Source organism: Cupriavidus sp. FW216-B1, assembly GCF_058789195.1.
Genome location: NZ_JBYTEL010000034.1, coordinates 1 through 20434, shown reverse-complemented (window position 1 = coordinate 20434; position 20434 = coordinate 1). Strand labels below are relative to the sequence as shown.

At 71.1% G+C, this 20434-nt stretch carries 17 protein-coding genes; 4 read left to right on the top strand and 13 right to left on the bottom strand.

Translation table 11 applies throughout. The annotated features are described in order from the left end of the window. Window positions 1–6: 6 nt before the first annotated feature. The 4 genes from AC3WXD_RS33610 to glmU form a co-directional block, all read right to left on the bottom strand. Window positions 7–768, bottom strand: a complete 762-nt coding sequence (locus AC3WXD_RS33610; RefSeq protein ID WP_020205244.1) for a response regulator transcription factor — start codon at window positions 766–768, stop codon at window positions 7–9. Next, complete coding sequence (locus AC3WXD_RS33605; protein ID WP_492325560.1) at window positions 765–2675, bottom strand: sensor histidine kinase; 1911 nt, start codon at window positions 2673–2675, stop codon at window positions 765–767. The genes AC3WXD_RS33610 and AC3WXD_RS33605 overlap by 4 nt, the downstream gene beginning before the upstream one ends. Window positions 2676–3724: 1049 nt before the next feature. Beyond that, the gene (gene glmS, locus AC3WXD_RS33600) at window positions 3725–5563 is read right to left on the bottom strand and encodes a glutamine--fructose-6-phosphate transaminase (isomerizing) (protein ID WP_020205242.1); all 1839 of its coding nucleotides are present in this window, start codon (window positions 5561–5563) and stop codon (window positions 3725–3727) included. Between the two features lie 120 nt (window positions 5564–5683). Continuing rightward, window positions 5684–7057, bottom strand: a complete 1374-nt coding sequence (gene glmU / locus AC3WXD_RS33595) for a bifunctional UDP-N-acetylglucosamine diphosphorylase/glucosamine-1-phosphate N-acetyltransferase GlmU (protein WP_029044087.1) — start codon at window positions 7055–7057, stop codon at window positions 5684–5686. 239 nt (window positions 7058–7296) lie between these two features. Here glmU and AC3WXD_RS33590 point away from each other — a divergent pair, with 239 nt between their 5' ends. Further along, the gene (locus AC3WXD_RS33590) at window positions 7297–8193 is read left to right on the top strand and encodes a DUF6279 family lipoprotein (protein ID WP_231586648.1); all 897 of its coding nucleotides are present in this window, start codon (window positions 7297–7299) and stop codon (window positions 8191–8193) included. Window positions 8194–8275: 82 nt separating this feature from the next. On the opposite strand, the gene ttcA is transcribed toward AC3WXD_RS33590, so the two are convergent. The 3 genes from ttcA to AC3WXD_RS33575 all read right to left on the bottom strand — a co-directional run bounded on the left by ttcA (window position 8276) and on the right by AC3WXD_RS33575 (window position 10845). After that, window positions 8276–9217, bottom strand: coding sequence for a tRNA 2-thiocytidine(32) synthetase TtcA (gene ttcA, locus AC3WXD_RS33585; protein ID WP_020205239.1), 942 nt, complete (start codon window positions 9215–9217; stop codon window positions 8276–8278). 317 nt (window positions 9218–9534) lie between these two features. Further along, a complete protein-coding gene (locus AC3WXD_RS33580) occupies window positions 9535–9945 on the bottom strand; it encodes a dihydroneopterin aldolase (RefSeq protein ID WP_029044086.1) in 411 nt (136 codons plus the stop codon). Window positions 9946–10014: 69 nt separating this feature from the next. Further along, the gene (locus AC3WXD_RS33575) at window positions 10015–10845 is read right to left on the bottom strand and encodes an SDR family oxidoreductase (protein ID WP_492325559.1); all 831 of its coding nucleotides are present in this window, start codon (window positions 10843–10845) and stop codon (window positions 10015–10017) included. A gap of 15 nt (window positions 10846–10860) precedes the next feature. Here AC3WXD_RS33575 and AC3WXD_RS33570 point away from each other — a divergent pair, with 15 nt between their 5' ends. Both AC3WXD_RS33570 and AC3WXD_RS33565 read left to right on the top strand, forming a co-directional pair. Beyond that, the gene (locus AC3WXD_RS33570) at window positions 10861–12087 is read left to right on the top strand and encodes a class I SAM-dependent methyltransferase (protein ID WP_454730779.1); all 1227 of its coding nucleotides are present in this window, start codon (window positions 10861–10863) and stop codon (window positions 12085–12087) included. 46 nt (window positions 12088–12133) lie between these two features. Continuing rightward, complete coding sequence (locus AC3WXD_RS33565) at window positions 12134–12328, top strand: DUF2905 domain-containing protein (protein ID WP_020205235.1); 195 nt, start codon at window positions 12134–12136, stop codon at window positions 12326–12328. A gap of 165 nt (window positions 12329–12493) precedes the next feature. Here AC3WXD_RS33565 and AC3WXD_RS33560 read toward each other — a convergent pair whose 3' ends face one another. From AC3WXD_RS33560 to AC3WXD_RS33535, 6 genes are all read right to left on the bottom strand, one after another. After that, the gene (locus AC3WXD_RS33560) at window positions 12494–13414 is read right to left on the bottom strand and encodes a nucleotidyl transferase AbiEii/AbiGii toxin family protein (protein WP_492325558.1); all 921 of its coding nucleotides are present in this window, start codon (window positions 13412–13414) and stop codon (window positions 12494–12496) included. Beyond that, window positions 13407–14165, bottom strand: coding sequence for a type IV toxin-antitoxin system AbiEi family antitoxin domain-containing protein (locus AC3WXD_RS33555; protein WP_492325557.1), 759 nt, complete (start codon window positions 14163–14165; stop codon window positions 13407–13409). The genes AC3WXD_RS33560 and AC3WXD_RS33555 overlap by 8 nt, the downstream gene beginning before the upstream one ends. Window positions 14166–14279: 114 nt before the next feature. Then, window positions 14280–15527, bottom strand: a complete 1248-nt coding sequence (locus tag AC3WXD_RS33550; protein WP_492325556.1) for a multifunctional CCA addition/repair protein — start codon at window positions 15525–15527, stop codon at window positions 14280–14282. Between the two features lie 9 nt (window positions 15528–15536). Beyond that, window positions 15537–16226 carry a glutathione S-transferase family protein gene (locus AC3WXD_RS33545; RefSeq protein WP_059415511.1) on the bottom strand — a complete coding sequence of 230 codons (690 nt, stop codon included), beginning with the start codon at window positions 16224–16226 and terminating at the stop codon, window positions 15537–15539. A gap of 211 nt (window positions 16227–16437) precedes the next feature. Beyond that, on the bottom strand, window positions 16438–17463 hold the full coding sequence (locus tag AC3WXD_RS33540; protein WP_492325555.1) for a complex I NDUFA9 subunit family protein: 1026 nt from the start codon (window positions 17461–17463) through the stop codon (window positions 16438–16440). 88 nt (window positions 17464–17551) lie between these two features. Continuing rightward, window positions 17552–19510 carry a lytic transglycosylase domain-containing protein gene (locus AC3WXD_RS33535; protein ID WP_492325554.1) on the bottom strand — a complete coding sequence of 653 codons (1959 nt, stop codon included), beginning with the start codon at window positions 19508–19510 and terminating at the stop codon, window positions 17552–17554. Window positions 19511–19624: 114 nt separating this feature from the next. Here AC3WXD_RS33535 and AC3WXD_RS33530 point away from each other — a divergent pair, with 114 nt between their 5' ends. Further along, window positions 19625–20245 carry a 5-formyltetrahydrofolate cyclo-ligase gene (locus AC3WXD_RS33530; RefSeq protein WP_059415507.1) on the top strand — a complete coding sequence of 207 codons (621 nt, stop codon included), beginning with the start codon at window positions 19625–19627 and terminating at the stop codon, window positions 20243–20245. Window positions 20246–20434 lie beyond the last annotated feature (189 nt).

The window sequence follows — 20434 nt, the reverse complement described above, 5'->3', positions numbered from 1 at the left end:
CGCGCCCTAGGCCGTGACCGCCAGCCACGGCTGCACCAGCAGGTAGCCGACGCCGCGCACGGTGCGGATGGCCGGCGCGTGGGGCCAGGCCCGCGCGAGCTTGCCGCGCAGGCGGCTGACCGCGACCTCGATGCGGTGCTCGTCGAACTCCAGGTAGTTGCCGCCCAGCGCCTCGACCAGCTGCCGGCGCGTGGCCGGGCACGGCGCGCTGCGCGCGAGCGCCCGCAGCAGCAGGCATTCCACGCGCGTCAGGATCAGCGCGCGGCCGGCCGGCGTGGTGGCGAGCAGGCGGCGCGCGTCGAGGCGCCACGCCGGCGCGCCGTCCGCCTGCGGCGCCGGCCCGGCATCGGGCGCGGCATCGAGCCGGCGCAGCAGGTTGGCGATCACCAGCAGCAGCTCCTCGACCGGCACCGGCTTGACGAGATAGGCGTCGGCGCCGCCGCGCAGGCCGTCGAGCCGGTGCTGCAGCGTGCCGCGCCCGGTCAGCACCACGATGCCGAGCTCGGGCCGCGTGCGGCGCAGGCGCTCGCAGATCGAGAGCCCGTCCTCGCCGGGCAGGCCGAGGTCGAGCACCACCAGCCGGCACGGCTCGCTGGCCAGGTGCGCGTCGAGCGCCGCGCCGTGGGCCAGCCCGGTGGGCGCGTAGCCCGCATGGGCGAGATGGAACAGCAGCTCGGCGCACAGCAGCGCGTTGTCGTCCACCAGGGCGATGGGCGCGCGCGGTGCCGCGGAACTGGCGACAGGCGCGGCAAGGCGGTTGCACATCATGGGGCCTCCGGCAGCCACAGCGCGAAGCAGGCGCCCGCGCGCCAGTCCGGCTCGCAGCGCAGCGCGCCGCCGTGCAGCTCGGCGATGCGGCGCGCCAGCGGCAGCCCGAGGCCGAGGCCGGGATGCCCGGCACGCTCGTCGAACCGCTGGAATTTCTCGAAGATGGCCTCTTCCTTGCCGGGCGGCACGCCCGGGCCGTGGTCGCGGATGCGCCAGGCCACGCCGCGCCGGCCCAGATGGCCGCGGGCGGCGATGTCGATGCGGATGGCCGTGTCCGGGTAGGCGTACTTGAGCGCGTTGTCGACCAGGTTGAGCAGCGCGAAATGCATCAGGCGCGCGTCTCCGGCCAGCTGCGGCGGTGCCTCGCCGGCCGGGCCGGCCCGCACCGCCAGCGCGACCCGCGCGGCGGCCTGCGGCTCCAGCGTGGCCAGCACCTGGCGGCTGAGCCCGTGCAGGTCGAAGGGCTCGGCTGGCTGGTGTCCGTCGCCGGGCGCCAGCCGCTCGCGCGCCTCGGCCAGCTCGCTCAGCAGCGTCAGCCGCCGCACGGCGAGGCGGATGCTCTGGTAGCGGCTGTCGCGCTGGGCGCGGTCGGGGCGGGCATCGTCGAGCAGGCGCAGGCTGTGGGCGGCGGCGTCGATCACCGCCGCCGGCGTGCGCACTTCGTGCGCCATCATGGCCAGCAGGCGGTCCTGCTCTTCGCGCGCGCCACGCTCGCGCTCGGTGGCGGCAACGGCGTGGCTGGCCTGCAGCATGGCCTGGTTGCGCTCGCGCTCGGCGTCGCGCATGCGCAGCATCAGCACCAGGTGCAGCGCCAGCACCGCGGGCAGGTCCACGAGCTGCGCGGCCTGCAGCGCGAGCGGGTGCAGCGGCACCAGCCCGAGCGCGCCGAGCATGGCCGGCAGCAGCACCGCGCAATACAGCAGCAGCGCCGCCACGATCAGGCGCCCGGCCGCCCCGCCGGTGCGCCACAGGCTGGCGTACACCGGCACCGAGAGCACGTGGCCGGCCAGCGTAGCCGCGTAGAGCAGGCGCATCGCGGCGGTGAAGTGGCCGGTCGGCGCGGCGGCCACGGCCAGCGCGCCGAGCAGCACCAAGCCCTGGAAATAGCGCAGCAGGCGCGGGGCGCGCTCGCGCAGCTGCAGCAGCCGGATGCGGAACAGGTTGGCGCACAGCGCCTGCAGGGCCAGCAGCGCGTCGGCCAGCGGCTGCGGCACGGCGGGGCCGGCGGGGAACAGGAACTGGCCGGCCAGCCCGCCGGAGACGAACCAGCGCAGCGCGCCGGCGGCCACGAACAGCGCGAACAAGCCGTACAGGCCGCGCCGCGTCACCAGCCAGCCGGCCAGGTTGAACAGCGCCACCGTCAGCATCAGGCCCAGGTACATGCCGGCGCCGAGCGTGGCGACGCCGGCCGCCGCCTGCAGCGCGGGCTCCCGCCACAGGCGCAGCTCCGCCACCATCGCCTGCCCGGTGCGGATGCGCAGGTACAGCACGTCGCCGGGGCGCGGGCGCGCCAGCCGGAAGACCGCGCCGCGCACGGGCATCTCGCGCTGCCGGAACGGCACGGCGCCGCCGCCGGGGCGCTCGCGCCAGGCGCCGCCGCGGCCCTCGTACAGGCGCACGTCGGCCAGCCCGCCCGGAGACACCTCCAGCAGGTGCCCGCTGTCGCGCACGGCGGGCGGCAGCACCACCCGCAGCCAGAAAGCGTCCTGCGAGCGGCCCGCGCGCAGGCTGCCGCGCAGCGGCGCGAAGCCGCCGGCCGCCGCCACCTGGGCGATGCCGAGGCGGCCGCCGGGGTCGCGCAGCCAGGACACGGCCGTGCCTTGCAGCAGCAGCGGGCCATCGTCGGCCGCCGCGGCGCGCGCCATCAGCAGGCAGGCCAGCGCCAGGCCCCGCCACGCCGGCCGCAAGCATCCCGCGCCAACGCGTCTCCTGGCCGGCGCGGCCCCCCACTCCGGGCGGCATCCCAGCCGCCCGGCAAGCCAATCATGAATCATTCCCGAGACAAAGTGCGCGGCACGGCGAATCGGTGATTCCCGGCCACATATACGACAACGGTGAAGCTTCTAGTCTTCCCGCGGCGGCTGGCGCGGCGGGGTGCCCTGTGCCGGGCAGGTCTTTGGTCTTGGCGTGGGCCGCGGGCCGGCGGGATCCTTACCCATCCCTCCGGGAAACCCGGGGCCGGTGCTGCCCATGCCACTCCAGGAGCAGTAAACGGCCTGGCGCCGCTCCGGCCCGCCTTTCGCTGGCCGGACCGGGCGCGCGCCGAACCGCTTCCGCGCGGGAGTTTGCCACATCCCGATGACGCAACAAAGGTCGGCTGCCGGGTCCCGCGCCGGCAGCGGCGGCGCGGCGGCGATGATCGGGGCGGTGAAGTGCGCCCCCAGGGAGCGTGAGGGGGGAGCATGGCCGCGATGCGAGGTGGCGTCCCTCCCCGTTGACGCGCGGCGCGGTCACATGCGGACAGGCAATCTCACGCGTGTCTCGTACTTGCGCCGCTTGGCTGGAGGCGGCCTGCGGGTCGCTGCGCAGATGCCGCCCCATTTGCCCCATTTGCCCGGTTTGCCCGACGGCGAGATGCGCACGCCGACGCGGTCGGGCCCGCACCGGGACCGGCGTGGACCGCGCGGGCGATCGCCTGCCGGCCGGCCATCCGGCCATCGTGGTGGATGGTGGAGCATGACAAGTCCCGGGACGCCCGGAGACAAAGGCTCAGGCAGCGCGGAGCGCGCTGCCGTCGCGCTGCCGTGTAGGCGGACGGCCGATAGCGGCCGGCGCGGTCCTGGCCGACACTCGGCTCGTGAACCACGTTCCCCGCCCGCCTCCCGGGCAAAGTTGCTTCGCCCGGGGCGGCGCGGGATGGAAGCGCATGTCCGACGCAGCCGGGACAAACCCGCCGCGGCCGTGCGGCGAGCCCGCCCGTATCTCGCGCGGACCGCGCCGGCGCCCGCTATGCCGCTTACTCGACCGTGACCGACTTGGCCAGGTTGCGCGGCTTGTCGACGTCGGTGCCGCGCGCGCAGGCCGTGTGATAGGCCAGCAGCTGCAGCGGCACCACGTGCAGGATCGGCGAGAGGTCGCCGTAGTGCTCGGGCAGGCGGATCACCTGGATGCCTTCGCTCGACTGGATGTGGGTGTCGCTATCGGCGAACACGTACAGGCGGCCGCCGCGCGCGCGCACTTCCTGGATGTTGGACTTGAGCTTTTCCAGCAGCGCGTCGTTGGGCGCCACCGTGACCACCGGCATGGCCTCCGTCACCAGCGCCAGCGGGCCGTGCTTGAGCTCGCCGGCCGGGTAGGCCTCGGCGTGGATGTACGAGATTTCCTTGAGCTTGAGCGCGCCTTCGAGCGCGATCGGGTAATGCAGGCCGCGGCCCAGGAACAGCGCGTTCTCGCGGCGGGCGAAGTCCTCGGACCACGAGATGATCTGCGGCTCCAGCGCCAGCACGCCATGCAGCGCGACCGGCAGGTGGCGCAGGTTGGTCAGCGCGGCGGCCTCGGCCTCGGCGGTCAGCCTGCCGCGCACCTTGGCCAGCGCCAGCGTCAGCATGTACAGCGCGGCGAGCTGGGTGGTGAAGGCCTTGGTGGAGGCCACGCCGATCTCGGTGCCGGCGCGGGTCAGGAAGCGCAGCTCGGTCTCGCGCACCATCGCGCTGGTGGACACGTTGCACACAGCCAGCGTGTGGGTGTGGCCGAGCGACTTGGCGTGGCGCAGCGCGGCCATCGTGTCGGCGGTCTCGCCGGACTGCGAGATCACCACCACCAGCGCGCGCGGGTTGGGCACGGTCTCGCGGTAGCGGTATTCGCTGGCGACCTCGACCTGGGTCGGGATCTTCGCCACCGCCTCCAGCCAGTACTTGGCGGTGCAGCCCGAGTAGTAGCTGGTGCCGCAGGCCAGGATCAGGATGCTGTCGATCTCGGCGAACACGCTCGCCGCGTTGGCGCCGAACAGTTCGGGCACGATGGCGTCCACGCCTTCGAGGGTGTCGCCGAGCGCGCGCGGCTGCTCGAAGATTTCCTTCTGCATGAAGTGGCGGTACGGGCCCAGCTCGACCGCCGCGGCGTGGGTCTCGACCACGCGCACCTCGCGCTCGACCAGGTGGTCGTGCAGGTCGCGGATGGTGGCGCCCTCGCGGGTCAGCTCGACCACGTCGCCCTCTTCGAGGTAGATGATGTGGTTGGCCGTGCCGGCCACGGCCAGCGCGTCCGAGGCCAGGAACGATTCGTTCTCGCCCAGCGCCACCACCAGCGGCGAGCCGGCGCGCGCGCCGACCACGCGCTCGGGATGGTCCTTGGCGAACACGGCGATGGCGTAGGCGCCGTGCAGGCGCTTGGTCACGGCGCGCACCGAGGCGAACAGATCGCCGCGCGTGGCGCTGCTCGGGTAGCTGTAGGCCTGGTGGATCAGGTGGGCCACGACCTCGGTGTCGGTCTGCGACTCGAAGCCGTAGCCGGCCGCGCGCAGTTCCTCGCGCAGCGGCTCGTAGTTCTCGATGATGCCGTTGTGCACCAGCGCGATGGTCTCGCCCGAGAAATGCGGGTGGGCGTTGGTGGTGTCGGGCTTGCCGTGGGTGGCCCAGCGCGTATGCGCCACGCCGGTGAAGCCGGCCAGGCCGGAGGCGCGGGTCTGCTCGTCCAGGTCGGCCACGCGCGAGACGGTGCGCGCGCGCTCGAGCGCGCCTTCGCGCACCACGGCCACGCCGCACGAGTCATAGCCGCGGTATTCGAGGCGGCGCAGGCCTTCGATCAGGACCGGTACGATGTTGCGCGTGGAAACCGCGCCGACGATGCCGCACATAGTTTTCTCCCGATAGGCGCGGTCATGGCCGCGCCGGTTGGTTTGCGCGGTAACGGCGGCGCCGTTACCCGCGTATTGCCAATGCCGCCCGGCTTTTCCCGGGCCGCGCGGAGGCGGGGGTTATTTCTTTGCCTGCTTGACCGGACGCTGCCAGCCGTCGAGGGTCATCTGCTTGGCGCGCGACAGCGTCAGCTTGCCGGCCGGCGCGTCCTTGGTCAGCGTGGTGCCGGCGCCGAGCGTGGCGCCGCGCCGCACGGTCACGGGCGCCACCAGCTGCGAGTCGGAGCCGATGAAGACGTCGTCCTCGATCACGGTGCGGTGCTTGTTGGCGCCGTCGTAGTTGCAGGTGATGGTGCCGGCGCCGATGTTGACGCGCGAGCCGACCGTGGCGTCGCCCACGTAGGCGAGGTGGTTGGCCTTGCTGTGCGCGGCGATCTGGCTGTTCTTGACCTCGACGAAATTGCCGATGTGCACGTCCTCGCCCAGCACGGTGCCGGGGCGCAGCCGCGCATACGGGCCGATGCGGCCGTGCGCGCCCACGCTGGCGTCCTCGAAGTGGCAGAACGGCTGCAGGTGCGCGCCGGCGCCGACGGTGCTGTTGCGGATCACGCAATTGGCGCCGACATGGGCGCCGTCTTCGAGGTGCACGCGGCCTTCGAACACGCAGTTGACGTCGATGGTCACGTCGCGCCCGCAGGTCAGCTCGCCGCGGATGTCGATGCGCGCCGGGTCCATCAGCGTCACGCCGGCCTCGAGCAGGCGCTGCGCGAGGTTGCGCTGGTGGATGCGCTCGAGCTCGGCCAGCTGCACCTTGCTGTTGACGCCGAGCGTCTCCCACAGCGCGCCGGGCTGCGCCGAGACCACTTCCACGCCGTCGGCGACGGCGCGCTCGACGGTGTCGGTCAGGTAGTACTCGCCCTGGGCGTTGTCGTTGCGCAGCGTGGACAGCCAGCGGCGCAGGTGGCCGGTGGGCGCCATGATGATGCCGGTGTTGATCTCGCGGATGGCGCGCTGCGCCGCGCTGGCGTCCTTCTGCTCGACGATGCGCGTGATGCTGCCGGTGTTGTCGCCGCCCTCGCGCACGATGCGGCCGTAGCCGGTGGGATCGTCCATCTCCACGGTGAGGATGCCGAAGCGCTCCGCGCCGGCCTCGGCCACCAGGCGCCGCAGCGTGGCCGGCTCGGTCAGCGGCACGTCGCCGTAGAGCACCAGCGTGGGCCGGCTGTCGTCGAGCAGCGGCAGCGCCTGCGCCACGGCGTGGCCGGTGCCGAGCTGCTCGGCCTGCAGGGCGAAGGCGACGTCGTCCGCGCCCACGGCCTCGCGCACGCGCTCGGCGCCGTGCCCGACCACCACCACCAGCCGCGTCGGCGACAATTGGCGGGCCGTCGCAATCACATGCGCAAGCAGCGGCCGGCCGGCGAGCGGATGCAGTACCTTGGGCAGCGCGGAATTCATCCGCTTGCCCATTCCCGCAGCGAGAATGACGATATTCACAAGGAGGATCCTAAGTGAGTGTGTCCATGAAACCGTTTGAAGCCGCCCTCCGGACCGAGTCGGGGACGAACGCACCCGCCGGCCGGATGATCGGGTTTCCGGGGCGCGCGGCACAGCCCACCACGGAGGGGGGCCGGGCGCGCGCGGCAGCGCCGGGGGAAGCGCCGGATCGCGCGGGAAAGGATTCTATCATGGGGGTTTTACGCAGTTTGTCACCAAATCTCACGTTTTTGCGCGGCTTGCGGCACCTGGCCCTGGCCGGCGCCGTGCTGGCGCTGAGCGCCTGCAATGCACTGAAACTGGGCTACCAGCAGGGCGACCGGCTGGCGTTCTGGTGGGTCGACAACTACGTGGACGTGTCGGCCAGCCAGGAGCCGCCCACGCGCGACGCCATCGCCCGCTTCTTCGCCTGGCACCGCCGCGAGCAGTTGCCCGAGATCGCCGGCCTGCTGCGCCAGGCCCGCAGCGAGGTGCAGCAGCCGGTCACGCCGGCCGAGGTGGCCCGCATCCAGGAAGGCGCCCAGCGCCTGGCGCGGGTGGCGTTCGACCGCTCCGCGCCGGACGTGGCCGACCTGCTGCTGACGCTCGCGCCCGAGCAGATCGCCCGCATGGAGAAGAAATTCAGCGACGCCAACGCCAAGTACCGCAAGGAATACCTGCGCCCCGACCCGTCCGCGCGCGCCGAGGCCCGCTTCGACAAGGTGATGGACTATGCCCGCCTGGTCTACGGGCGCTTCTCCGACGAGCAGGAAGACGCCATCCGCCGCGCGATCGGGCCGGTGGTGCAGGGCGCCGAGGCGCGCTACGACGAGCGCGTCAAGCGCCAGCAGGAATGGCTGGCGCTGGCGCGGCAGGTGCAGGCCACCCATCCGCCCCGCGCCCAGGTGGTGGACATGCTCAAGCGCTACGGCGACCACTGGCAGAACCCGCCGACGCGCGAGCGCGACGCGCGCTACGACGCCAACAACGAGGCCGGGCTGGTGCTGACGGCCACCATCGCCAACCTGACCACGCCCGAGCAGAAGCACCACGCGGCCGAGCGCTTCCAGAAATGGATCGACGACGCCAACGCGCTGATGCGCGAAGGCCAGTCCGGCAAGACCGCCGGTGCCCTGCCGGCCCGGGCGGACAACTGAGGGCGGCCGCCGAAGGCGGCCATCGCAGGCGACGGTCGCAGGCGTCGGCCGGGCGCCCGCGGCGTCCCCCGCCGCCCGGCCCTTACTCCGCGCCGGCCGGCTGCGTGTCCGCCGGCGCGGACTTCTCGAAGCGCACGAACTCCAGCTTGTTCTCTTCCATGCCGCCGGCGAACACCAGCGGCTGCTGGGAAAACGCGGTCTGGCCGAACAGCATGGCCTCGTCCACCTTGGCCAGCCCGGTGGCCAGGCCGTTGAAGTCGAACAGCTCGGTGTCGGCCAGGTGCGACGGCACCACGCTGCGCAGCGCCGCGAAGATGTTGTCGATGCGGCCCGGGTTCTGGCGCTCCCACTCCAGCAGCATCTCCTTGACCTTCTTGCGCTGCAGGTTCTCCTGCGAGCCGCACAGGTTGCACGGGATGATCGGGTAGGCCATCGCGCGCGCGTAGGCGGCGATGTCCTTCTCGGGGCAGTAGGCCAGCGGGCGGATCACGATGTGCTGGCCGTCGTCGGTGGCCAGCTTGGGCGGCATGGCCTTCATCTTGCCGCCGAAGAACAGGTTCAGGAAGAAGGTCTGGACGATGTCGTCGCGGTGGTGGCCCAGCGCGATCTTGTTGGCGCCCAGCTCCTTGGCGGTGCGGTAGATCACGCCGCGGCGCAGGCGCGAGCACAGCGAGCAGGTGGTCTTGCCCTCGGGCACCTTCTCCTTGACGATGGAATAGGTGTCGGCGTCCACGATCACGTACTCGACCCCGACCGACTTGAGGTAGGCCGGCAGCACGTCGGCGGGAAAGCCGGGCTGCTTCTGGTCGAGGTTCATCGCGATCAGCTTGAAGTCGATCGGCGCGCGCTTCTGCAGCGCCATCAGCACCGACAGCATGGTGTACGAGTCCTTGCCGCCGGACAGGCACACCAGCACCGTGTCGCCGTCCTCGATCATCTTGAAGTCGCCGATGGCGCGGCCCGTCTGCGACTGGAGGTAGGTTTCCAGGCGGAAGAAGTTCTTGGAATGCGTGGTGGCGGTCATGGCGCTCTGATCGGGATGCGGGGGCGGAACGGCCTGCGGCGCGGCACGCGCGTCGCTTGTGAGTCACCCGTACATCACTTGTAGGTAACTCGCGCGGTGCCGCCGGGTCCGGTCCGTGGCTGGACAGCCCGGTATTTTAGCGTGAGCGCGCCGGCCGCGCCGGACGGCGGCCGGCGGCGTTGCGCGGCTTCGTGCCGCCGCGTGCGCTCAATGGGCGGTCGCTGGCCGCGTTTGCGCGGCGCTTGGGCGGCACTTGCGCGGCGCTTGTGCGAAGTTTGCGGCGGCGTTTGGGCGACGTGCTGGCGCGCCCGATGGCCTTATATCGCCTCGGCCGCCTTGATGTGGAACACCTCGACGCCGACCGAATCGCAGTCCGGGTACACGTCCGGCTTCTCGGTCGAGACGCGCACGGCGCGCACCTTGGGATGCCGGAGCATGGCGCGCGCCACGTCGTCGCACAGCGTTTCCTGCAGGTGCACGTGGCCCTGCGCCATGCGCTCGGCCACGGTGTTGCGCATGAAGTCGTAGTCCACCACTTCCTGCAGCTTGTCTTCCTGGGGCGTGCTCTGCGCCAGCGGCACGAACAGGTCGATGTTGATCAGCACGCGCTGCTCGCCCTTTTTCTCGAATTCGTGCACGCCGATGTTGATCTGCACTTCATAGTTGCGCAGGAACATGCGGCGGCAGTCTTGCAGGCTGGGGTGGGTAAGGGCGGCGAGCATGGTCATGATGGGGGAAAAACGGGTCGGGAAGGCGCGCGGGCCGGGTCGCGGCCGCGCGCCGGGTACGTCAAAGCGTCATTCGGTGAGGAACATCACGTCGCGCGCGAGCGGCATCAGGTGCTGCCCGCCATCGACGTAGAGCGTGGTGCCGGTCACGGCGCGCGCCTCGGCCAGGTAGGCCACCGCCTGCGCGATGTCCTCCGGCGTGGACGAGTGGCCCAGCGGCGTCATGCAATGCGCGCGCCGGAAGCCGGGGCCGGACTGGTCGGCCGAGACCATCGTGATGCCGGGCGCCACGCCCACCACGCGCAGCTTGGGCGCGAGCGCCTGGGCCAGCTGCACGGTGGCGGTCTGCAGCGCCGCCTTGGACAGCGTGTAGGACAGGAAATCCGGGTTGAGATTGTCCAGCTTCTGGTCCAGCAGGTTGATCACCACGCCGGTCTGCCCTTCCGGCAGCGCGCGGTGCAGCTCGCGCGACAGCAGCAGCGGCGCCGCCACGTTGGTGCGCATGTGCGTGTCGAGCGAGGCGTAGGAGAAGCTGGTGGCCACGTCGTACTGGAACAGCGAGGCGTTGTTGACCAGGCAGCCCGGCACGCCCAGCGCCGCGGTGCAGGCGGCGATCAGCTTGCCGGTGGCGGCCTCGTCGGCAAGGTCGGCCTGCAGCACCGCGGCGCGGCGGCCGCGCGCGCGGATCTGCTCGGCCAGCGCCTCGGCCTCGGCCAGCGAGCGGTGGCAGTGCACGGCCACGTCCCAGCCGCGCGCGGCCAGTTCCAGCGCGATCACGCGGCCGAGCCGGCGCGCCGCGCCGGTCACGAGCGCGACGCCGCGCGCCGGCGCGGCGGCCGCGGAAGCGGCGGCGCAGGCGCTGCCGGGCGAGGCGGAGTCAGGAGATGTGGAGTCGGGCATTGCTACAATCGCGATATGCACAAAGGCGCTAGTCTACCCCTTCCCCCCGCGGACGCGCTGAGCGCCTCTGCCACGCTCGGCGCACATATCGCCCAGGCCATCGACGAAGCCGGCGGCTGGCTCGGTTTCGACCGCTACATGGCGCTGGCGCTGTACGCGCCCGGCCTCGGCTATTACAGCGGCGGCGCCGCCAAGTTCGGCCGCGACGCGCGCGACGGCAGCGACTTCATCACCGCCCCCGAACTGAGCCCGTTCTTCGCCCGCACGCTGGCGCGCCAGTTCGCGCCGCTGCTGGCGCGTCCCGGCCTGGCGCAACTGCTCGAATTCGGCGCCGGCACCGGCCGCCTGGCGGCCGACCTGCTGCTGGCGCTGGAACAGGAAGGCCAGTTGCCCGCGCGCTATGCCATCGTCGAGCTCTCCGGCGAGCTGCGCGCGCGCCAGCAGGCCACGCTGGCCGAGCGCGCCCCGCACCTGGCCGCGCGCGTGGCGTGGCTCGACACGCTGCCCGAGCGCTTCGAGGGCGTCATCGTCGGCAACGAAGTGCTCGATGCCATGCCGGTGCGCCTGTTCGCCCGCAGCCACGGCCGCTGGCTCGAGCGCGGCGTGGTCCGGGCGGATGCAGAGGATGGCGCCGGAGATCGCGCCGAGACGGCGCAGGGCGGCAACGCCTTCGCCTTCTCCGACCGCCCGCTGCCCGCCGGCGACCTGCCCGAGGCGCTGCACGCCATCCCCGGCGACCACGACATCGTCACCGAGACCCACGCCGAGGCCGAAGGCTTCATGCGCGCGGTCGGCGCGATGCTCGCGCGCGGCGCCGCCTTCTTCATCGACTACGGCTTCCCGGGCGCCGAGTATTACCACCCGCAGCGCACCGGCGGCACGCTGATGTGCCACTACCGCCATCACGCGCACCCGGATCCGTTCCTCTACCCCGGGCTGCAGGACATCACCGCCCACGTCAACTTCAGCGGCATCGCCCACGCCGCCGCCGACACCGGCCTGACCGTGGCCGGCTTCGCCTCGCAGGCGCGCTTCCTGATGAACGCCGGCATCACCGACCTGCTGATGGCGCTCGACCCCAACGACACGCACAGCTTCCTGCCCGCCGCCAACGCCGTGCAGAAACTGCTGTCCGAGGCCGAGATGGGCGAGCTGTTCAAGGTCATCGCCCTGACCCGCGGGCTCGACGACGCGCTGCCGCTGGCCGGCTTCGCGCGCGCCGACCGCAGCCACGCGCTGTAACGCCGTGGCGCTATAGTCAGGCACCCCGACCTCACAGGCACCCATCATGCTGCGCTGGACCTTCACCATCTTCCTGGCCGTCATCGTGCTGTCGGCGGCCTTGCCGTGGCTGCAGAAGCTGGGGCTGGGGCGGCTGCCCGGGGACGTGCGCTTCCGGCTGTTCGGGCGCGACTTCATGCTGCCGTTCGCGTCGACGATCCTGTTGTCGATGGTGGCGTTGCTGGTGGGGAAGCTGATCTGATTCGGTGGCGGGGACGGTGGCGGTAGCGGTTCTGCGGGTGCCGGCCCTCCCCCGGCCTGTCTCCCGCGAGCGGGAGAGGGGAGCAAACCGTGGGCACGTGGCAAAACCGCTCAAGCCAACGGATGCGCCGAAGCCACTAGTGGTGCCCGACGGTTGTCATTCCCCTCACTGCAAGAACCCCGCTTCCAGCGCCCGCGCCTGCCGTTCGGCCTCCTCCGGCTTGCCGCGGCGGAATCTCTCGAGGTTCAGCAGTTTCCAGCGTATGGCCGGCAGCTCGGCGACATGCGCATGCTGCAGCAGGGACCAGTCGGGTTGCGCGCGCACCAGGCCCGCGAGGAACCGCCGTTGCGCCTCGCTGAAGCGGCGCGGCAGCTCTCGTCTGAGCGTCTTCCGCGTTTCCAGCAGGGTCTCCAGCGGGCAATCGATTTCCATCATGCCGGCGAAAGCGCGCTCGTACTCGCGGGCGATGTCCTTGTCATTGCCGAACAGGATTTCGTGCGGCGGGCGCGGATGGCCCGCGAGATAGACGACGACGCACTCGACCATCTGCGCTGTGAAGCCGCCCGACCCGAGCAGTTGCCACACGTCGAACAGGTCGCGTGGATGCTGGCGGTCCATCGCGGCAACCAGCTTGCCCGCGTAGAGTTCGTCGGGAGCCAGGACCGGCAGATCGAATTCGACGCCGAAACGGTCCGCTGTCCTCGCCATGAGCGGACGCCGTTCGACCGGCAGCACCGTGCCGCGCAGGACGATGTTGACTTCGACCTTCACCTGGCTGTTGCCGGCCTCGACGAGCAGCTTGGCGCCGGCATCTTCCTTTCCGCCTCGCACGCGGCGCACGCCGAGGCCACGCGCCGCCAGGCGGTCGGCGATGGCGCCCAGTTCGCGCTCGATCTCCTGCATCGCCTCGTCGCGCTGCGCGTCCCTGGGGACGTAGACCACGTCGATGTCGACGGACAGCCGCGGCATGTCCTGCACGAACAGGTTGATCGCCGTGCCGCCCTTCAGCGCAAATATCTCGTTGCGGAAGACATCGGGAGCGATGTCGAGCAGCAAGCGGACCGTGTCCGCGTAGGCTTTATCCATGCGGCTTGAGGCTCAGCAGCGTGCCGTCGTCCAGCCGGCTCATCCAGCGCCGGTTGCTGCCGGTGCGGACCGGGAACCGCTCCAGCAGCGCATCCACGTCCACCACGCCGGTCTCTCGGGCCCAGGTCAGGAAAAGCCGGACCGCCTTCACGCTGGTGCAACAGGCCAGCAACTGGCCCATGAGTTCCTTGCGCGGGCTGCGCAGCCCTTCGAAGAGGTTGCGCGCCTCCTCCAGTCCCTGGTGAACCCCGACGTCGTAGAGCAGTTCGAGGATGGCGCGCTCGGGCACGGAGACCGGCAGGCCGTCCGGCAGGCCCGGCGGCGTGGCCAGCGTCTTGCCGGCCAGGCTCTCTCCAGCCCAGTCGAACAGGCGCGCATGGCGATAGCGCGCCGGGAATCTCGACGCGAACCAGTCCGGTATCTCGAAGCGCGCATCGCCCCACAGGGTCAGCGTTTCGCGCGTGCCGAGATTGTGCCGCACGCCTTGCAGCGCCAGCGCGCTCTTGCCGCCGACGTGCAGCCCGGCCACCCGCTGCCGGAGGAATCCAAGCGCGCCATAGACGCCGAATGCATCGTTGGGAAATGCGTAGACGCCCTGGGCCAGCCGCAGGAGCCAGCCGCTCGACACGTAGTGCGCGGCAAGCTGCGCGGACACGTCGAGACGCTGGAGGGCCTGCAGATCGAAAGGGGCGCCGCGGGGCAACTCAAGCTGCAGGCGCTTGATTGGATACTTCCTTGGATTTTCAACCATGCTTTAAAAATAGCACGAATTCCAATCAACTCGACCGAAATCGATTCGACTTAAGCTGAAAATATCGTATCAGATACGATTTCTGATACCGAATCTAATCAGATTTCCGCTCATTCATACTGACGCTTTCCCCCCCAGCGCCGCCTCCACCGCCGCCACCCGCGCCACATGCACGCGGTCCTTGATGAGGCTGGCATTGCCGGCGCATTCCCGCGCCACCGCGCCGGCATCCACCGCCGCCGCCGCGGCCAGCGCCGCCATCAGCCGCGCCGCCTGCGGATAGCTGCGCTGCTCGAAGCCGAGCCGGCCGCGCGCGTCGGCTTCGCAGGCCTGCAGGATGCCGGCGAAGCGCGCGGGCTTGCGCAGTGCGTCGCAGCGCTCCAGCAGGCGCGTCAGCGCGGCCGCGCCGAAGGCGTCGCTGCGGTGGATGTTGCCGTGCTCGCGCGCCACCGCCACCGCGAGGTCGCGGCATTCGGTGGGCACGCGCAGGCGCTTGCAGACGTCTTCGAGCAGCGCCACGCTGCGCTGCTCGTGGCCGATGTGGCGCGGCAGCACGTCGGCCGGCGTGGTGCCCTTGCCGAGGTCGTGCACCAGCGCGGCGAAGCGCACCGGCAGCGGCGCGTCCATGCCGGCGGCGGTATCGACCACCATCATCACGTGCACGCCGGTATCCACCTCGGGGTGGTAGTCGGCGCGCTGGGGCACGCCCCACAGCCGGTCCAGCTCGGGCAGCAGGCGCGCCAGCGCGCCGCAGTCGCGCAGCACCTCGAACATGCGCGAGGGCCGGGCCTCCATCAGGCCGCGCGCGATTTCCTGCCAGACGCGCTCGGCCACCAGCGCGTCGACCTCGCCGGCATCGACCATGCCGCGCATCAGCGCGAGCGTGTCCGGCGCCACGGTGAAGTCGTGGAAGCGCGCGGCGAAGCGGGCCACGCGCAGGATGCGCACCGGGTCTTCGGCGAATGCCTCGGAGACGTGGCGGAACTGGCGCGCGGCGAGGTCGCGCCGGCCGCCGTAGGGATCGATCACCGGGCCGGCAAGCTCGCCGCCGGCATCGACCGCGCGCGCCATCGCGTTGATGGTGAGGTCGCGCCGCACGAGGTCGTCCTCGAGCGTGACGTCGGGCGCGCAGTAGAACGCGAAGCCCTTGTAGCCGGCCGCGGTCTTGCGCTCGGTGCGGGCCAGCGCGTACTCCTCCCTGGTCCGTGGATGGAGGAACACCGGGAAATCCTTGCCGACCGGCTTGTAGCCGGCGGCTTCCATCTCGGCCGGGGTCGCGCCCACCACCACGTAGTCGCGGTCCTGGCTGGGCTTGCCCAGCAGGGCGTCGCGAATGGCGCCGCCGACGGCATACACCTGCATGAACGGCCCTCAGTGATTGATGATGATGGCGTCGGCGCGGTCCGGCGCGAGCCGGTACGGCTCGTCCGCCACGATGAAGTCGCGCTCCTCGCGCGCATCGGCGATCCACGCCTGCATGGCCGGCAGCGCCAGAATGAAGTCGGCGTAGCGCTTGGCTTCGTCGGGCAGGTGCGTGCCGTAGGTGGCGAAGCGGCTGACCACCGGCGCGAAGTACGCGTCGGCGATGGTGAAGGCGCCGAACAGGAACGGGCCGCCGGCGCCGAAGCGCGCGCGCAGGTCGGTCCAGATCGCGGCGATGCGGTCCACGTCGCGCTGCACGGCGGCGTTCCAGCCCAGGCCGGGCAGCATCGCGGTGGCGTTCATCGGCATCTGGCTGCGCAGGTTGCCGAAGCCCGCATGCATCTCCGCGCAGACCGAGCGCGCCAGCGCGCGCGCGTCGCGCTCGGCCGGCCACAGCTGCTTCTCGGGAAAGCGCTCGGCCAGGTATTCGGCGATCGACAGCGTGTCCCACACGGCGAGGTCGCCATCGACCAGCACCGGCACCTTGCCGGCCGGCGAATGGCGCGCGACCACCGCGTCGAAGTCCGGCGTGGACAGGCGCACCTTGATCTCCTCGAAGGCGATGCCGGCCTGCCGCATCAGCAGCCACGGGCGCAGCGACCAGGACGAATAGTTCTTGTTGCCGATGACGAGCTTCATCGCGGAATCCTTGCTGGAACTGGGAAAGGGAGCGGCCGGGAAAACACACCGGCGGAACAAGGCATTGTAGCCAGCCGCGCCTGGCCGATCCAAGCGAATTGCGCTCGCAGCGATGTGAGCGCGGGTCACAAGCGGGTCACAAGCCGATCACTGGCGCGTCACGGGCGGCCCACGCCCGGCCCGCCTGCCCGCACCATCCGCGCCGGCAGCTTCAGCGATACACGCTGCGCCGCAGGGTCTGCATCTGGCTCTCGTGGCCGCGCCCGGCCAGCACGTCGGTCATCACCGCTTCCAGGCTGACCGGCTGGCGCAGGCCCAGTTCCGGCGCGAGCGGGCCGGCCATGACGTTGTCGAGCCGCATGGAGTCGAGGTTGTCGCGCGTCATCACCGGCGTGCCCGGCATGTGCTCCAGCACGGCCGCCTGCAGGCGCGCGAGCGCGTCGGGCAGGTGCAGGACCGGGCGCGGGTGGCCGCTGGCGCGCCCGGCATAGCGCACCAGCGCCTCGAGCGTGTAGACCTGCGGCCCGGCCAGGTCGTAGGCGTAGCCGACGGTGGCCGGCGTGGCCATCGCGTTGACGAAGGCCTGCGCCACGTCCTGCACGTAGACCGGTTGGAAGCGCGCCTGCGCGCACGCCAGCGGCACCACCGGCGCGATCTGCTGCATGTGGGCGAACAGGTTGAGGAAGTGATCGTCGGGCCCGAAGATCACGGACGGGCGGAAGATGGTCCAGTCCAGCCCGCTTTCGCGCACCACGCGCTCGCCGTCGCCCTTGCTGCGCAGGTACATCGACGGGCCGGCGCTGTCGGCGCCCAGCGCGCTCATGTGCAACAGCCTGCGCACGCCGGTGCCGCGGCAGGCCGCCACCAGGCGCCGCGGCAGCTCCACGTGCGCCGCGGCGAAGGCGGCGCCGTAGGGCTCGGCGCGCTCGCCGTGCAGGATGCCGGCGAGGTTGACCACGATGCCCTCGGTGCCCAGCGAGCCGACCGCGGCGTCGAGCGCCGCCTCGTTGCGCACGTCGAGCTCGACGACTTCCACGCGCGGCAGCAGCAGCAGGTGCTGGGCGTGCTCGGCATCGCGCGCGGCGGCGACGATGCGCTCGGGGTCGATGGGCGGCTCGGTCACGCTGCCCGGCTCGAGCGGCGTGGCCGAGGCGGTGGCCACGCCCGCCAGGCGGGCCACCAGGTGGCTGCCGACGAAACCGGCGGCGCCGATCACTAGAACGTTGCTGGTCTGCATGGATTCCTCCGTGGCAAGGCCCGGCCGGCGCGCGCCCCGGATGGGGCATGCGCCGGCGGCCGCACTCGCCGGCAGACCGCGCGCCGGCTCAGGGCAAGGCGGTGGTGGTGATCTGCGACGGCGACACCGTGCCCAGGCGATCCTTGAGCGACTGCGGCCTGCCGCTCATCAATGCAGCATAGTACGTAGCGTTCGACAGCACGTTCTTGACGTAGCTGCGGGTCTCCGCGAACGGGATGGTCTCGGCAAAGACCGCGCCCTCGACCTGGCGCGGCAGGCTGGTGCGCCAGCTCTTGGGGCGCCCCGGGCCGGCGTTGTAGGCGGCCGAGGCCAGCGTCCACGAGCTGTCCAGGTCGGTGAACACCATGCTCATGTAGTTGGTGCCGAGCATGATGTTGACGTTGGGATCGCCCATCATCGACGGCGAGAAATCCGTCATGCCGATCTTGCGCGCGACCCACTTGGCGGTGGCCGGCATCACCTGCATCAGGCCGTGCGCGCCGGCCGACGAGCGCGCGTTCATGATGAAGCGCGATTCCTGGCGCACCAGGCCGTAGGCCCACGCCATGTCGAGGCCGACGTCGTCGGTGGCGCGCTGCATGATGTCGCGGTAGGGCATCAGGAAGCGCAGCGAGAAATCGTGCTCGGCCTGGGTGCGGTCGGCGGTGTTGACGGCGCGGTCCAGCAGCTCGATGCGGCGCGCGTAGTCGGCCGCGGCCAGCAACTGGCGGTCGGTCATGCCGCGCAACTCCCAGTTCCACTCGCGGTTGCCCTCGAAGCGCAGGTTGAGGTCGTAGAGCTTCTGCGCGCGCAGGAAACCCGGGCGCGCGCGCATGGCGTTGACCTCGGCGTCGCTGACCTGGGTACGCGCGGGCAGCACGGTGCGGTTGCCCAGCTCTTCATTGGCGAGCTGGCCGTAGAAGTTGAACTGGCCGGCGATGGCCTGGAACTGCTGCTGCGCCTCGGCGGCGCGGTTGTCGGCCTTGAGCGCGCGGCCGTACCAGTAGGTCCAGGCCGGGTCCTTGGCGCGCAGCTCGGGGCGCATGGCCTCGACCGCCATGCGCACCTGCTTCCAGTCGCCCTGGCGCAGCGCGGCGCGCACGCGCCACTCCTGGCTTTCGTCGGACAGCCACTGGTTGCCACCCAGGTCCATCTGGCGGCGGTAGTAGCCGGCCGCCTCGGGCGCCAGCTTCTTGGCCGCGAACTGGCCGATCACGCCCCAGCCCGCGCCCTGCTCGTCGCGCGACAGGCCGGCGGCGCTGGCGTTCAGGTAGGCGGCGGCCTGCGACGGATCGTTGCGCGCCATCTTGACCACGGTGGCCAGCGTGTTGCTGTCGCCGCGCGCCTCGGGCGCGGTGGCGGCGATGCGCCCGGCCAGCGTGACGAAGTTCTGCTCCAGCGCCTGGCGTGCCTGGAAGGCCACGTCGCTCGGCTCGATCTGGCGGCTCTGCGCGAGATAGCCGATCAGGTCGACGCAGCCTTCGCCGTAATACTTCGGATCGGCCAGCGCCGCGCGTGCCTCGGCCGCCACGTTCTGGCCCTTGAGCGCGCGCGACAGCAGCGCATAGCACTCCACCTGGGTGTCGTCCTTGAGCACGAACTGCGGGTACTCGGCGTCGAAGTTCGCCCAGTCGCGCTTCTTGCCCAGCACCAGCAGCCAGTCGTTGCGCATGCGGTCGGCAATGGCCTCGCCCTTGTAGCGCTGCAGGAACGCGCGCACCTGGTCGTCCGGCGCGTCGATGCGGGCCAGGCCGCTGGCGTCGAACATCTGCGGCTTGATGCGGAAATATTCCACGTACGACGAGATCGGGTAGTCCACCAGCGTGGCCGAGATGGCATCGGTGCGGACCACGTCGTTCTTGCGCGCGGCGTCGCGCAGCGCCACGAAAGCGTCGTCGGGATTGCCCGGGATGAAGGTTGCCGGGGATTGTGACTGCGGCTGCGGCGATGGCCGCTTCTGCGCAAACACCGGCGCGGCAAGCAGCGCACACGCGATCGCCGCGAGGGCGGCCCTGGCCGCACGCTGCGGATATACTCCCTTCGGCATTCTTGGCTTTCCTTGTTGTGACGGCCGGACGGCATCGCCTTCTCCGCTCTTGTCGAAGGGCCCGCGTCCGACCGTGCGATATTTGGTCGACAGCAAACATTATCCCACGCAGCCATGCCCAGCGACGAGGTTCGCAACCGTTCCGGCGCGCCCGACAAACCCGCCGCGCAGGCCCCCGCCAGCGAAGCACGCGGCGCCCTGCGGCGCCGGCTGCTGGCGCTGCGCGCCACCCTGCCCGCGCGCGCCGACGCCGATGCCGCCATCGAAGCCGCGCTGGCCACCCTGCTGGAACGCCTGGCCGCGCGGCGCCTCGGTTTCTACTGGCCGATCCAGCACGAGTTCGACGCGCGCGCCACCGTGACGCGCTGGCTGGCCGCCGACCCGGGCCGCCAAGCGGCCCTGCCGGTAGTCAGCCGCCCCGGCGCGCCGCTCGACTTCCACCTGTGGCAACCCGGCACCGCGATGACCAAAGGCCACTACGGCATTCCGATTCCCGACGGCACGCCGGCCGTGGTGCCCGACGCGCTGCTGATTCCATGTGTCGGTTTCAGTGCCGATAAGTTCCGGCTTGGATATGGGGGCGGGTTTTATGACCGCACACTGGCGGCGCTGGCAGCCGGCGGGGTCACTCCGGTGGCGATTGGGGTTGGTTTTGAGGCCTGCCGGATTGCGCTGGCCGCGCAGGGGCATGATTTGGCTATGGATTGGATTGTTAGCGAGGGGGGGTGTTTTTGAAGGGGGTTTCTTAGTTTTCTTGTTTGGGCTTGGGTGGGGGCTTTGTTCTAGCTGCTGTGGGTCTGGCTTGAGACTTGGATGGGGTCCTTGTTCGGGCTGTTTGTGGGCCTTGAGGCTCGGGCGGTTTTGGTGCTTGAACCCAAAGGCTGTATGACATCCCCGCTGCGCGGGGCTGCCAGTCACTTTCTT

Bases quoted from the DNA above. Each gene is read 5' to 3' on its own strand.
- AC3WXD_RS33610 (WP_020205244.1), bottom strand. From the start codon at position 768: ATGATGTGCAACCGCCTTGCCGCGCCTGTCGCCAGTTCCGCGGCACCG.
- glmS (WP_020205242.1), bottom strand. From the start codon at position 5,563: ATGTGCGGCATCGTCGGCGCGGTTTCCACGCGCAACATCGTACCGGTC.
- ttcA (WP_020205239.1), bottom strand. From the start codon at position 9,217: ATGACCGCCACCACGCATTCCAAGAACTTCTTCCGCCTGGAAACCTAC.
- AC3WXD_RS33580 (WP_029044086.1), bottom strand. From the start codon at position 9,945: ATGACCATGCTCGCCGCCCTTACCCACCCCAGCCTGCAAGACTGCCGC.
- AC3WXD_RS33575 (WP_492325559.1), bottom strand. From the start codon at position 10,845: ATGCCCGACTCCACATCTCCTGACTCCGCCTCGCCCGGCAGCGCCTGC.
- AC3WXD_RS33570 (WP_454730779.1), top strand. From the start codon at position 10,861: ATGCACAAAGGCGCTAGTCTACCCCTTCCCCCCGCGGACGCGCTGAGC.
- AC3WXD_RS33565 (WP_020205235.1), top strand. From the start codon at position 12,134: ATGCTGCGCTGGACCTTCACCATCTTCCTGGCCGTCATCGTGCTGTCG.
- AC3WXD_RS33560 (WP_492325558.1), bottom strand. From the start codon at position 13,414: ATGGATAAAGCCTACGCGGACACGGTCCGCTTGCTGCTCGACATCGCT.
- AC3WXD_RS33555 (WP_492325557.1), bottom strand. From the start codon at position 14,165: ATGGTTGAAAATCCAAGGAAGTATCCAATCAAGCGCCTGCAGCTTGAG.
- AC3WXD_RS33550 (WP_492325556.1), bottom strand. From the start codon at position 15,527: ATGCAGGTGTATGCCGTCGGCGGCGCCATTCGCGACGCCCTGCTGGGC.
- AC3WXD_RS33545 (WP_059415511.1), bottom strand. From the start codon at position 16,226: ATGAAGCTCGTCATCGGCAACAAGAACTATTCGTCCTGGTCGCTGCGC.
- AC3WXD_RS33540 (WP_492325555.1), bottom strand. From the start codon at position 17,463: ATGCAGACCAGCAACGTTCTAGTGATCGGCGCCGCCGGTTTCGTCGGC.
- AC3WXD_RS33535 (WP_492325554.1), bottom strand. From the start codon at position 19,510: ATGCCGAAGGGAGTATATCCGCAGCGTGCGGCCAGGGCCGCCCTCGCG.
- AC3WXD_RS33530 (WP_059415507.1), top strand. From the start codon at position 19,625: ATGCCCAGCGACGAGGTTCGCAACCGTTCCGGCGCGCCCGACAAACCC.